The sequence below is a fragment of the Aphanothece hegewaldii CCALA 016 genome (assembly GCF_003007785.1).
GTDB lineage: Bacteria > Cyanobacteriota > Cyanobacteriia > Cyanobacteriales > Microcystaceae > Chroococcus > Chroococcus hegewaldii.
In genome coordinates, this window is the sequence record NZ_PXOH01000019.1 from 30,142 (window position 1) to 43,264 (window position 13,123).

Here is a 13,123-nt window from a genome sequence, read left to right on the forward strand (position 1 = left end):
ATATATTAAATATCCGTAGCTAGAGATAAACTGGTAGGGTGGACTAATGCTCACCTTACCAGTAACAGAACTCCATATGACCGTATCTCAAGCATCTCTCTTTCCATCTCGTACCGTTACTGAATTTATTGAAGATGTTAAAACTCTAACTAAGGAAATTCAAGATCTATACTGTCTTGATCAAATTCCTTGGATTATTGGAGTCTCCTGGGGAAAAGATAGTACAGCAGTTTTACAGTTAGTGTGGAATGCGATCGCTGCTTTACCACAAGAGAAACGACATAAAACCATTCATGTCATAACTACAGATACTTTGGTAGAAAATCCGATCCTTTCTTCATGGGTCAGGAAATCGATTGAAAAGCTTGAACAAGCAGCACAAGAACAAAAAATGCCGCTTCAACCTCATTTGCTCTATCCAGCACTCCAAGATAGATATTGGGTTGGTTTGATCGGTAAAGGTTATCCAGCACCTCGTCTTCAATTCCGATGGTGTACAGGAAGATTAAAAATTAATGCTTCTAATCGATTTATTTTGGACGTAATCAAAACCAGTGGTGAAACGATTCTTGTTTTGGGGACTCGAAAAACTGAAAGTACCAAACGTGCTAAAGTTATGACGGAATTAGAGAAAAAACGATTAAGAGATCATCTTAGTCCTAATGCAAGTCTTCCTAACTCTCTAGTTTACAGCCCTATAGAAGATTGGCGAACTGATGAAGTTTGGATGTATTTGATGCAGTGGGAGAATCCCTGGGGAAGCAGTAATAATGATTTATTTACATTGTATCGAGGTGCATCAGCAGATAATGAATGTCCATTAGTTGTAGATACTTCTACTCCAAGTTGTGGTAGTTCTCGTTTTGGTTGTTGGGTGTGTACTCTAGTCGATAAAGATACGTCTTTATCAGTGATGATTCAAAATGATGAAGAGAAAGAATGGTTACAACCTCTAACAGACATTCGTGATGAACTGGATATTCTAGATGACCGAGATAAAAGAGACTTCCGACGTATGTACGGACAAGTTCAACTCTTTGAACGTAACCTAAATGGAGGAATATCTATCGAACCGATACCCGGTCCATATACGAAAAAATGGCGAGAATATTGGTTAAAACGAGTCCTCGAAGCACAAGTACAAGTAAGAAATAACGCTCCAGATGAGTACAAAGATATTACCCTTATTATGCCCGAAGAACTTAGCGAAATTCGTCGTATCTGGTTGGAAGAAAAACACGAATTTGATGACAGTTTACCCAAAATATACGAGGAAGTCACAAAAGAACCCTATCAAGATACTCGTCTTGTCGTCGATAACCATGTTTTCGGTAGCGATGAATGGGACATTTTAGCGGATATCTGTCAAGAGGATACAATGCACTTGGAATTAATGGCGAAATTACTCGATACTGAACGTCAATTTTATGCTAAGTCTCACCGTAAAGGAATCTATCAAGAATTAGAAAAATGTTTTGATTCAAGTTCTCGTCAAAAAGATGATGCTATTAAAAACGCTCATTTACATCGTGACATAAAAATATCTTCTGAGTCTGGTAATATCGACGCATTCAAAGAAATTATTCAAGCAAAAGACAATTCCCAAGAAAATACCAAAAAAGTCATTCAACAACCCGTAAAAGAAAAGGAAAACCCGAATAAACAACTATCTTTATCTTGGGCAAATCTTAAATATCCTACCCAACCAGAAGAGGAATGATTTAGAGAAAAAAATCAGCATCTAATACTTGTTCTATAGTGAAAGGAGATTTATCAGGAAACGATAAACCTGTTTTTCTCTGTGTCACCTCTTTAGCATCTTGATAACATTCAGGGAAAATATCCACCAACTGAGAACGTAAACTAGGACTATCTCTTAAAATTAGTTCTATCTTTTTCCGTTGCTCAATGATAGTATTCTTCCATACTCTGGTGTTATAGTCTCTCTCTTGTTCCCAGTAAGCTAATTTTAATAAATGTTCTAAAACGGTAATTATTCTACTGCTAAGTTGTCGTTTCTCACTTTTTCCTATGCTGATTAATTCTTCGATTAGATTTTCTCTTTCAATTTCTGTCCATCTTCTCTCTTGTAATAAGTTGACGGTTGTCTCTATCCACCGATAAAAATCTTGTTCGTATAAAGTTTTTGTGGCTATTTTCATTTAAATCTACCTTTTTTTACTCAGTTTGTGTCGTTTTCTCTATTCTTTTTAACCGATATGCTGTTAATGGACTGTTTTGAATAATCCTACCCAACAAGAAGAGGAATGATTCAAACAGGTAGAAAATCTTCGTCTAAAACTTCATCTATAGAAAATGGGGAATTTAGGGGAAACTTATCTTTAGTTAAACCCGTTTCTAAAGATGCTTCTTTCCTTGCATTTTTATAACATTCCTCAAATACTTCTTCTAAATATCGTTTTAAACTAGGACTATCTTGTAAACTATCCTGAATTCTTTTGCGATGCTCAAAAATTGTATACAACCAGCTATTAGAACGTCTTTCAGGTTCATATTGATATTTAAGAAGGTGCATCAGGAGTACTCTTAAATTACTTTTAAGTGCATTTCTCTCACTTTTTCCCATGCTGATTAATTCTTCGATTAGATTTTCTCTTTCAATTTCTGTCCATCTTCCCTCTTGTAATAAGTTAACGGTTGTCTCTATCCACCGATAAAAATCTTGTTCGTATAAAGTTTTTGTTTCTATTTTCATCTAAATCTACCTTTTCTTACTCAGATTGTGTCGTTTGCTGCATTCTTTTTAACCGATATGCTGTTAATGGACTGTTTTGAATATCCGTTTCTAATTTGGCGATTAAATCATCTAATTGTGCGATACCTTCATCCATTCGCTTAACTACTTCCCGTAATTGTTTTACTTCTTTTCTTCGGGTTTCTGCATCAGGTATTTTAGGCTGTTGATTGTTCATAAATTCCAATTCCTTTTAATATCTTCAAGACTAGCTTGAATAACATCTATAGTTAATTCAGCTTCGGCTATCGTTCTATCTAACAATTCTAGATTAACACGCTCGGCTACCGGCTGTAACTCATAAATCCTTTTTAACACAACATGAAAGCGATCGTAGTAAAATAAAGCACGTTCTTTTAGATTCTGTAATTCTTCTAATTCTGCCATAGTTTCTACTGTTTCTCCAAATTGGACAAAAATATTAAACTCTAGTCTTGTTGCTTCATCCGTACTGTCTAAAAAAAAATTCTGTAATTCAAAAATATGATTAATAATTTCCTTGTTCAATTTTGCCATTGATTTATTAACCTTGTTAATTTATAATAATTTTATCACTATAATTAAAATAATGCTCTTTATTGAATGATTTTCACGGAATTAGTCTTACAAAACTTTGGTCCCTATTTTGGTCGTCAAGTAATTAATCTAAACCCTCAAATTAATCCAGATGAAAGCAGACCAATTATTCTTTTAGGGGCTATGAATGGCGGTGGTAAAACAACGTTAATGGATGCGATACGTCTTGCATTATATGGACAACGGGCGCAATGTTCTACCCGTAATAATCTTAGTTATAGTGATTTTCTCATTCAAGCTATAAACAGTCAAGCAACTGCCGTAGATCAAACCAGAATTGAACTCGCTTTTAAACAAATTATTAATCACGAATGGCGAGAATTTAGAATCGTTCGTTATTGGACAAAACATCTAAAAGATGGCAAAGATCATTTAGGTATTATTGATGAATATTGGACTGATGATGCACTTTCTGAAACTTGGGATGAATATATAGAAAACTTACTACCTTTGGGTATTTCTAATCTCTTTCTTTTTGATGGTGAACAGGTTAAAGAACTTGCCGATCTAGAAACACCACCACAAACGGTTATCGAAGCAATTCAATCTTTATTAGGTTTAGAATTAGTCGAAAAATTATCGGTTGATCTCGATGTTTTAGTTAGTCGCAAACGAAAAAGTTTAGCCGATAAAAATCAAGTTGCTGATCTCGAAGAAATAGAAGCTAAAATTAAGCAAGCAAAACAAAATCTAGAAGACTTAGAACAAAAATTAGAATTTATTCAAGAACAAGTAGAACAAGCAAAACAAAAATATCATGAATCTCTTGATAAATTTCGGACTGAAGGCGGTAAAATTGCCAGTAATAAAAATGAAAAAGAAATCCAAAAACAAGCTTTAGAATATCAGGTAAATTCCTTTCGTGATGAACTTAGAGATATCTCTGCTGATGTGTTACCTTTGGGTTTAATTACACCTTTACTTAAACAAGCACAACAACAAACAAAACAAGAATTAAAAGTTATACAAACTAAAGCTACTCAAGGTGTTTTAGAAGATAGAGATCACAGACTTTTAGAATATATTATCCAACTTTCTCTCACGTCAGAAAATATCGAAAAAATAGATAAATTCCTCAAACAAGATCACCAAACTCTACAGCAAGAAATTATACAATATGGAGAACCTTGGTTAGGACTTGAAGAAGAAGGACTTAAACAACTCGAAACGATTTTAAGTCATCGTCTTCCCTCTCAAATATCTTTATCACAAGAAAAAATTAACCAAATTCAAAAAATAGAGACAGAAATCGATAATATTGATAGACAACTAGCAGCAGCAGCATCACCCGAAGAATACGATCGCTTAGATAACATCGTCAAAGAAACTCAAAAAGAATATTATAATCTTCAAGAACAATTAGTAACCGTTACTCGTCTTCAACAAGAAGCACAAAAAAGATTTGAGCAAGCGAAAAAAGAACTTAGTACTTACGGAACAGAATATTTAGACAAACAGAATAATGAACATCTTATTCAATCGGCCGAAAAAGTTCAACAAACCTTAGCTATCTTTAAAGAACGTCTTACCCTAAAAAAACTCAATAAACTCGAAGGAGAAGTAACCGAATGCTTTCGTTATCTCTTACACAAATCAAATTTAGTTCACCGTGTCGCTATTAATACCCTAAACTTTAGTCTCTCTCTTTTTGACCCCGAAGGTCAACCCGTCCCAAAACATCGTTTATCGGCTGGCGAAAAACAACTACTAGCGATATCATTTTTATGGGGACTGGCGCGAGTAACGGGACGAAATTTACCTATTGCTATAGACACTCCTCTAGGTCGTTTAGATTCTTCTCACCGTAATAATTTAGTAGAAAGATATTTCCCGACTGCATCTCATCAAGTTATCCTTCTTTCAACTGATACGGAAATTGGCGAAAATGAAGTGAAACAACTTAACTCTACTGAAGCGATCGCACGACAATATCTGTTAGAATACAATCCACAAAAGCGTCAAACTATCGTACACCCTGATCGTTATTTCTGGTAGCTTATGTCTGATCTGATTTATGATGAAATCCTGACACAACTCAAAACCCTAAACGAAAAAATATCATACTTAGAAGATATGTTTCTTCTCGTTCCTGATATTTATCGCTACAAAAAACTACAACAATGTTTAGCAGAGGGTGACTGGTTTGAAGCAGACTTAGAAACTATTAAAATTATTTTAACCGTCACAGGAAAAGAACAAGATAACCTCAGACCTGAAGATATTGTCTTTTTTCCTCTCGATGTTCTTAAAGTCATCGATAGACTTTGGTTAAAATACAGTGAAAATCGTTTTGGTTTTAGTCCGCAATTAAAAGCCTATCAAAAATTGGGGGGAAATAAATCTACCACCATCGCCAATGACCGAAAATTACTCGAACAATGGGGCGAACAATTAGGCTGGAGACAGAAAGACCAATGGCGTAAATGTGATGAATTAGACTATAGCTTAAATGCTCCCATAGGCTGTCATCCCTCTCAATGGTGGAATTCTCCCTATGGCTCAAAAATGACTCATTTCTTTCTCTCTCGTCTCATGGACAATTAGTCTCAGGGGGAAAAAATTCATTAAAAAGTAGAGGGAGGGGCTTGACAAAAGCCGAGATTTCTGCGAAAATTTTTTCATAATGGAAATCTGTGTGTTTGAGAATAGACAATCATATTCCCATTATTTAACATCCTAAATTAAATATACCAGAAATTAAAGAAACTAGCAAGAAAAATCGAGAAATTTTTTGCGACCTTTTGAAAAAAAAATGGAATCACCCATCGAACGATTTCGCCTATCTCAAACAGCCAAAGATCAACTGATCAAACTGAAACGCTACACCAAAATAGAGCAATGGAATATCCTGTGTCGTTGGGCGTTATGTCGTTCCTTAGCCGAACCGAGTATCCCATCACCGATACCCATACCAGCAGACAGTAACTTAGAGATGACATGGCGAGTATTTGGGGGAGAAATGGCAGACTTATTATTAGTCGCCCTTAAACAACGGTGTCATAACGATGGACTCGGAACCGATAAAGAAACCCTAACCCAACAATTTCGGTTACATTTACATCGAGGAATTGGCTATTTAGCTGGAAGTGAACCAGGCATCAAAAAAATCGAAGATTTACTGATTTATGCCTTAGAACCCGAAGATTGTAGGGTATGGCGCGACAAACCCTCAATAAACAAAAAAACGAGAATTAGGGGATAAGATTTCTTCGTCTTTTATTACGCCATCGAGAAATAAGACGAAGACTCAAAAAATAACTAAAAGTAGAAGCAACAACACCCACAATAAACGAACCAAAGAAAAGAGTAATCACAAAATTACCACCCAACTGCATCATTGAATCAAAAGACTGCCAACTATGCTCAAAACTCTTTTCAGTAACCGCAGAATCTCTTAAACCTAATAACCATTCTCCCACCTTATAATTAAAACCAAAAATCGGCACATAAGTAAAGGGATTACTAACCCAAGTTGCAGCAGCAGCAGCTATCTTATTACCTCGAACCAAAAAAGCAAAAAACACCGCAAAAATAATTTGTAAACCCATCCAAGGAAACCAACCCGCAAAAACACCAGATGCTATACCAAGAGAAATTTCTTTTGGATGACCATTAAGACGAAGAAACCGTAAATACCAATAGCGAAAAAACCTTAAGCCATACCAACTATTGTACCGAGGTTTACTCTTTTTCCGAATCGAGATCGAAGAAAGATGCTTTCTAGCCATTAGATTAAAGTAATAATGAGAATAAATGCCTTAATTTCAATTGTAATCTAGCCACTTATTAAAGAACGTGATATCAAACCCAGGAGATACAATAGTAGCGATCGCTACTGCCATTGTTCCTCAACAAGGTAGCATAGGAATCGTGCGAATATCTGGAGAAAATGCCTTAAAGATCGCCAAAACCCTGTTTTATGCCCCAGGAAAACAAAAATGGTCAACTCACCGCGTCTTATATGGATATATTAGGCATCCCGAAACCCAAAAAATCATCGATGAAGTGCTACTACTCATCATGTTAGCCCCAAGATCCTACACCAAAGAAGACGTAATAGAAATTCATTGTCATGGTGGCATTATTCCCGTACAACAAATCTTACAACTGTGCTTAGAACAAGGTGCAAGACTCGCCCAAAGCGGAGAATTTACCCTCAGAGCCTTCCTCAATGGTAGACTTGATCTGACTCAAGCTGAAAGTATAGCAGATCTAGTTGGTGCAAAATCACCTCAAGCCGCCCAACTTGCCCTATCTGGGTTACAGGGAAAACTCGCCCATTCCATCCACAAACTTAGAACAACCTGTTTAGATATCCTAGCCGAAATTGAAGCAAGAATAGACTTTGAAGAAGACTTACCCCCACTCAACGAACAAGAAATACAAGAAAGTATCACCCAAATTCTCCACCAAGTTTATCAGATCCTCGCCACCGCAGATCGAGGAGAACTACTGAGAAGTGGTCTAAAAATTGCGATCGTTGGTCGTCCCAATGTGGGAAAATCAAGCTTATTAAATGCGTGGAGTCGTAGCGATCGAGCCATCGTCACCGACCTGCCTGGAACCACCCGCGACGTGGTAGAATCGCAGTTAGTCGTCGGCGGTATTCCCATCCAAGTTTTAGACACAGCAGGTATTCGAGACACCGAAGATACAGTCGAAAAAATTGGCGTAGAACGATCGCGTCAAGCGGCACAAAACGCTGATCTAGTTTTATTTACCATCGATGCTCAAACTGGATGGACATCCGCAGACGAACAAATATACCAACAAGTCGGCGATCGCCCCCTCATTCTCGTCATCAATAAAATTGATCTCGCCAAACCCGAACTCGCCGCCTTAACACAAAAACATAAAATTGTCAAGACATCTGCAACAAATATACAAGGAATTGAAGAACTCGAACAAGCCATCTTAGAAATGGTCAAAAGCGACAACCTGAGTGCCAAAAACTTAGATATTGCCATCAACCAACGCCAAGCCGCCGCCCTCACAAGAGCAAAAATAGCCTTAGAACAAGTTCAAGAAACCATGAATAACCAATTACCATTAGACTTTTGGACGATCGATCTTAGGAGTGCCATCCAAGCATTAGGAGAAATCACAGGAGAAGAAGTCACAGAATCTGTACTAGACCGAATCTTCAGCCGTTTTTGTATTGGGAAGTAGAATTTAACCTCAGCCCTAGAGCGTCTAAATTAATATATCTTAATAAAAAGAAACATAATTACATTAAGTGGATATGAGCGATCTCAAAGAGAACCGCGTAGCGGCGCGTATTATCGTTATCGGTGCAGGAATAGGAGGATTAACCGCAGGTGCATTACTAGCCAAAAGAGGCTATCAGGTGACAATATACGATCAAGCGATCGTACCTGGGGGTTGTGCATCAACTTTTAAACGATTTGGTTTTACCTTCGATGTTGGGGCGACACAGGTAGCAGGTTTAGAACCAAGAGGCATTCACCATCGTATATTTAAAGAATTAGAAATTGAATTACCAGAAGCAACTTATTGTGATCCCGCTTGTGCCGTTTTTCTTCCCAATGAAACTAAACCGATACAAGTGTGGCGAGATCCTATAAAATGGCAAACCGAAAGACAAAAACAATTTCCTAATAGCGAACCATTTTGGCAACTTTTATCTAAGCTATTCCAAGCGAGTTGGCGGTTTCAGTCACGAGATCCCGTATTACCACCGCGCAACCTATGGGATATCTGGCAACTTTTCCAAGCATTACGCCCTGATACTTTAATTACCGTACCTTTTGCCCTAATGACGGTGGGAGACGCTTTAAAACTGTATGGTTTATATTGGGATCAACGCCTCAAAACATTTCTGGATCTACAGTTAAAACTATACTCCCAAGTTAATGCAGACGAAACCGCCCTGTTATATGCGGCAACGGCTTTATCTGTTTCCCAAGCCCCACAAGGATTGTATCACCTCAAAGGAAGTATGCAGGTATTAAGCGATCGTCTAGTTACGGCCCTCGAAAAATATGGCGGTAAATTATTGATGCGTCACACAGTTGAAACTATCCATACTTCAAACGGTCAAGTTACAGGAGTCACCATCCGAAACCAAAAAACAGGGGAAAAATGGATAGAAAAAGCCGATCAAATTGTTGCTAACGTCACCGTCCAAAACCTAGCAGAAATGACCGAAAATTTCTCGAATTATCAAAAAAGAGTCGAAAAATTACCCGAACCATCTGGCGCATTCGTCATTTATTTAGGAGTCAAACGAGAAGCCATTCCCGAAAACTGCCCACCTCATCTACAATTTCTCTATGACTATGATGGTCCCATTGGTGAAAACAATTCCTTATTTGTTTCCGTCAGTCAATGTGGGGATGGACGCGCACCCGACGGAAAAGCGACAATTATTGCATCATCATTTACTAATACTGCTAGTTGGTGGAAAGGGACAAAAGAAGAATATGAAAGCTTAAAACAACAATATACCCAAGAAGCGATCGCCCGACTCAGTTCATACTTTCACCTCACTTCCGATACAATTATTCATCAAGAATCAGCTACCCCCTTGACATTTGAGCGATATACTGCTAGAGATAAAGGAATAGTCGGAGGAATTGGACAAAGAATACCAACATTTGGCCCCTTTGGTGTTGCGACTCGTACCCCTATTTCAAACCTTTGGTTAGTTGGAGACTCCACCCACCCAGGAGAAGGAACCGCAGGGGTTAGTTATTCTGCATTAACCGTAGTAAGACAAATTGAGCATTAAATAATTTGTCCATTAAAAATTTTTTCGATGGGTATTTCGACATCAGGGAAAGCTAGAGGGGAAATTTTTCCTGTTCTGTATTCTAACTGGATACGATAGCTTATTCCTTCAGGCTGTTGGAAAACAATTACTTTTTTTGCTTTAACATCAATAACCCAATATTCTAAGATACCTGCTTGGGCGTAAAGCTGTTTTTTTTCATTAAGATCTTTATTGAGTGTTGAATCAGAAATTTCAATCAGCCAAAAAATATCTTCACTATAGGGGTGATGCTGACTGTATTGAAACCAAGGAAGTCTTACAATAGCGATATCGGGTTCTGGTTCAGAATCTGCTAGAGTAATAGGACGGGCTTCACTAACCCAAGCACGATCTTTTAAACGATTTCGTAGATAATGGGCTAGTCCTTCGCCATAAACTCTATGAAACGGACTTTCTGGAGTCATTTCTACAATTTCCCCTGATAATAATTCTACATTGCGATCGTCTAAAATTCCTGCATCAATCATGCGATGATAGTCATCAAGCGACCATTTAGCTAAAGTTTTTGTTGACTGGGAAATCATAAAAATGAATTGAAAGTGAATAAGATCTATTATGATCAATCTGTCCGTGAATGAACATAGATTACTCACTTATGGCGCGACTTCCCATCCTAAAATATGATCGAGGCACATTAATTTTACATCCACCACCAAAAGGTAAAGCGTGGTTAGACTTAGCGGAATGGGACGATCGCATAGAAAAATATCGCATACGTGGCATTAATTATCGCCGATTAATCGAAACATTACAAGCCGAAAAAATCGAAATTATTGATCAAGCAAAAGAATTTTCACCACTAGAATTAACCCCTAATTTTGAAAAAAAACCTTATCCTCATCAACAAGAAGCATTACTCGCATGGAAACAAGCACAAAGACGCGGTGTAGTTGTTTTACCCACTGCTTCTGGAAAAACTTATCTCGCACAATTAGCGATTTCATCTACCCCCAGATCGACATTAATTGTTGTTCCAACCATTGATTTAATGCACCAATGGTACGAGCAAATATTAGTCGCATTTCCTGATATTGAAGTCGGTTTATTAGGAGGAGGTTCTAAAGATCGTAGTCCTATTTTAATCGCTACTTATAATAGTGCCGCTATTCATTCAGAAACCTTGGGAAATTTATACGCACTCTTAATATTTGATGAATGTCATCATCTGCCTACAGACTTTTTTCGGACAATAGCAGAAGATGCGATCGCACCCTATAGATTAGGGTTAACAGCTACTCCAGATAGAAGCGACGGAACCCATCAAGAATTAGATCAATTAATTGGAGCAGTTATTTATCGTAAAACCGCCGAAGAACTTTCAGGAAAAGCATTAGCAGAACATCAAATCATACAAATTAAAGTTAAACTCTCTACACCCGAAAGAGAAAGATATGAAAAAGCAATTCAAACTCGTAATGATTTTTTGCGTCAATCTAAAATATCTTTAGGAAGTCTACAAGGATGGCAATTATTTGTACAAGCAAGTGCGAAAACAGCCGCAGGAAGACAAGCAATGTTAGCCCACCGAGAAGCGAAAGAAATTGCCCTAGGAACCGATGGTAAGCTTAGAGTTCTCGCTGATATTATCTGTGAACATTATCCCGAAACTATCTTGATTTTTACGAATGATAATGCAACTGTTTATCGAATATCACAAACATTTTTAATTCCTGCAATTACTCATCAAACCCCCGTTAAAGAAAGACATGATATATTAACTCGTTTTCGAGAAGGAGAATATAAAACATTAGTCACTTCTCATGTATTAAATGAAGGCGTTGATGTTCCCGATGCAAAAGTAGCGATTATTCTTTCGGGAACTGGCTCACAAAGAGAATATATTCAAAGATTAGGAAGAGTTTTAAGAAAAGGCCAACAAGAAAATAAAATAGCGATTTTGTATGAAATAGTAGCCGAAGATACTAGCGAAGAAAAAACCTCTCAAAGACGACAAGGCAAAAAGAAAGAGACTAAATATTCTGTTCCTTCAAATAACCAACAATTAGAATTAATTCCTTTTCCAACATCTAAACCTAAACCATTTCCTAAAGCGGCTGAATCTTCTGTTCAATGGAAAACGGAGAATCAAGAACAACCCGAAGAAGACGATAAAATATTCTAAAATAGAATTAATCTCAAATCCTTATAAACTGTCATATTTAAGTAGGGGTTTGGTCTCCAAACCCAATTGCTAAAATAATTTGCTAACAAAATAGAAAAAAACCTAACTTTATAGCAGATTTGGTATAATTTAACTAACTTTTTTGCTGATTTAATATTAATAGCAATCTAGAAATAAAATTTATGCTTACCATTAGTCAAGATATCAGTTACTTAGAACAATTCATCAAGCTACATGATCTAAGAAATACCGATTTTGAGCATATTGTAATTATTAATCAAGTTACCTGGGAACAATATGAAGCTTTTCTAGAAACATTAGGCGAGCGTCCAGGAATTTCTATAACGTATTTAGAGGGGATGCTAGAAATTATGTCACCAAGCCGCCGTCATGAAATAAGTAAAAAACTCATGGGAATATTATTAGAAGCTTATATGTTTGAAACAGGAATTCGCTTTTATTCTAGGGGTTCTACAACACTTCGTTCAGAAATGGCAGCTAAAGGAATCGAACCAGATGAAAGTTATTGTATCGGAAGTGATAAAGAAATTCCCGATTTAGCTATCGAAATTGTATTAACCAGTGGTGGAGTTAATTCATTAAAAGTTTATAAAGATTTAGGTGTTCCTGAAGTATGGTTTTGGAAAAAAGGAAGTTTATTAGTATTTTCTCTACAAAATGGTGAATATAGCCAAGTGACTCAAAGCCAACTATTGCCCAACTTAGATCTAAAATTACTGGCTAGTTATATCGATGCGGATGATCCTTTTGATGCTCTAACAGAATTTCGGCAAAAAATCAAAAATAGCTAATGTTAGTATTCACTCCTTGAATGTAAACTTTTTTTAATCAAGTTGTTAAGCTGTATTGCAAGTAG

Annotated in this window: 14 protein-coding genes; 8 read left to right on the top strand and 6 right to left on the bottom strand. The window is 36.9% G+C overall.

All coding sequences use genetic code 11. The annotated features are described in order from the left end of the window. The first annotated feature begins 76 nt into the window (after nucleotides 1-76). Nucleotides 77-1,720, top strand: coding sequence for a DNA phosphorothioation system sulfurtransferase DndC (gene dndC, locus C7H19_RS16105; RefSeq protein ID WP_106457949.1), 1,644 nt, complete (start codon nucleotides 77-79; stop codon nucleotides 1,718-1,720). A 1-nt stretch (nucleotide 1,721) separates the two neighbouring features. On the opposite strand, the gene C7H19_RS16110 is transcribed toward dndC, so the two are convergent. From C7H19_RS16110 to C7H19_RS16125, 4 genes are all read right to left on the bottom strand, one after another. Then, nucleotides 1,722-2,162 (bottom strand): DUF29 domain-containing protein, encoded by a 441-nt coding sequence (locus tag C7H19_RS16110; protein WP_106457950.1) that lies wholly within the window; start codon nucleotides 2,160-2,162, stop codon nucleotides 1,722-1,724. A gap of 110 nt (nucleotides 2,163-2,272) precedes the next feature. Then, on the bottom strand, nucleotides 2,273-2,716 hold the full coding sequence (locus C7H19_RS16115) for a DUF29 domain-containing protein (RefSeq protein ID WP_106457951.1): 444 nt from the start codon (nucleotides 2,714-2,716) through the stop codon (nucleotides 2,273-2,275). A 16-nt stretch (nucleotides 2,717-2,732) separates the two neighbouring features. Continuing rightward, nucleotides 2,733-2,933, bottom strand: coding sequence for a hypothetical protein (locus C7H19_RS16120; protein WP_106457952.1), 201 nt, complete (start codon nucleotides 2,931-2,933; stop codon nucleotides 2,733-2,735). Next, nucleotides 2,930-3,271, bottom strand: coding sequence for a hypothetical protein (locus C7H19_RS16125; protein ID WP_106457953.1), 342 nt, complete (start codon nucleotides 3,269-3,271; stop codon nucleotides 2,930-2,932). Before C7H19_RS16125 ends, C7H19_RS16120 begins: the two co-directional genes overlap by 4 nt. A gap of 66 nt (nucleotides 3,272-3,337) precedes the next feature. Between C7H19_RS16125 and dndD the strand changes: the two genes are divergently transcribed. From dndD to dndE, 3 genes are all read left to right on the top strand, one after another. Further along, nucleotides 3,338-5,326 carry a DNA sulfur modification protein DndD gene (dndD, locus tag C7H19_RS16130; protein ID WP_106457954.1) on the top strand — a complete coding sequence of 663 codons (1,989 nt, stop codon included), beginning with the start codon at nucleotides 3,338-3,340 and terminating at the stop codon, nucleotides 5,324-5,326. A gap of 3 nt (nucleotides 5,327-5,329) precedes the next feature. Further along, nucleotides 5,330-5,875, top strand: coding sequence for a GUN4 domain-containing protein (locus C7H19_RS16135; protein WP_106457955.1), 546 nt, complete (start codon nucleotides 5,330-5,332; stop codon nucleotides 5,873-5,875). A gap of 208 nt (nucleotides 5,876-6,083) precedes the next feature. Further along, nucleotides 6,084-6,533, top strand: a complete 450-nt coding sequence (gene dndE / locus C7H19_RS16140; protein WP_106457956.1) for a DNA sulfur modification protein DndE — start codon at nucleotides 6,084-6,086, stop codon at nucleotides 6,531-6,533. On the opposite strand, the gene C7H19_RS16145 is transcribed toward dndE, so the two are convergent. Then, on the bottom strand, nucleotides 6,523-7,059 hold the full coding sequence (locus C7H19_RS16145; protein WP_106457957.1) for a DUF2062 domain-containing protein: 537 nt from the start codon (nucleotides 7,057-7,059) through the stop codon (nucleotides 6,523-6,525). The genes dndE and C7H19_RS16145 overlap by 11 nt on opposite strands. A gap of 70 nt (nucleotides 7,060-7,129) precedes the next feature. Between C7H19_RS16145 and mnmE the strand changes: the two genes are divergently transcribed. Further along, the gene (gene mnmE / locus C7H19_RS16150) at nucleotides 7,130-8,500 is read left to right on the top strand and encodes a tRNA uridine-5-carboxymethylaminomethyl(34) synthesis GTPase MnmE (RefSeq protein WP_106458016.1); all 1,371 of its coding nucleotides are present in this window, start codon (nucleotides 7,130-7,132) and stop codon (nucleotides 8,498-8,500) included. Between the two features lie 73 nt (nucleotides 8,501-8,573). Further along, nucleotides 8,574-10,082 carry a C-3',4' desaturase CrtD gene (gene crtD, locus C7H19_RS16155; protein WP_106457958.1) on the top strand — a complete coding sequence of 503 codons (1,509 nt, stop codon included), beginning with the start codon at nucleotides 8,574-8,576 and terminating at the stop codon, nucleotides 10,080-10,082. Here the strand turns inward: crtD and C7H19_RS16160 are convergent. Further along, on the bottom strand, nucleotides 10,079-10,648 hold the full coding sequence (locus C7H19_RS16160) for a Uma2 family endonuclease (RefSeq protein ID WP_106457959.1): 570 nt from the start codon (nucleotides 10,646-10,648) through the stop codon (nucleotides 10,079-10,081). The two genes, crtD and C7H19_RS16160, sit on opposite strands and share 4 nt — an antisense overlap. Before the next feature lie 71 nt (nucleotides 10,649-10,719). On the opposite strand from C7H19_RS16160, the gene C7H19_RS16165 reads away from it, so the two are divergent. Then, nucleotides 10,720-12,246: a DEAD/DEAH box helicase gene (locus C7H19_RS16165; protein ID WP_106457960.1), complete on the top strand. Its 1,527-nt coding sequence runs from the start codon at nucleotides 10,720-10,722 to the stop codon at nucleotides 12,244-12,246. 182 nt (nucleotides 12,247-12,428) lie between these two features. After that, nucleotides 12,429-13,058 (top strand): Uma2 family endonuclease, encoded by a 630-nt coding sequence (locus C7H19_RS16170; RefSeq protein WP_106457961.1) that lies wholly within the window; start codon nucleotides 12,429-12,431, stop codon nucleotides 13,056-13,058. Nucleotides 13,059-13,123 lie beyond the last annotated feature (65 nt).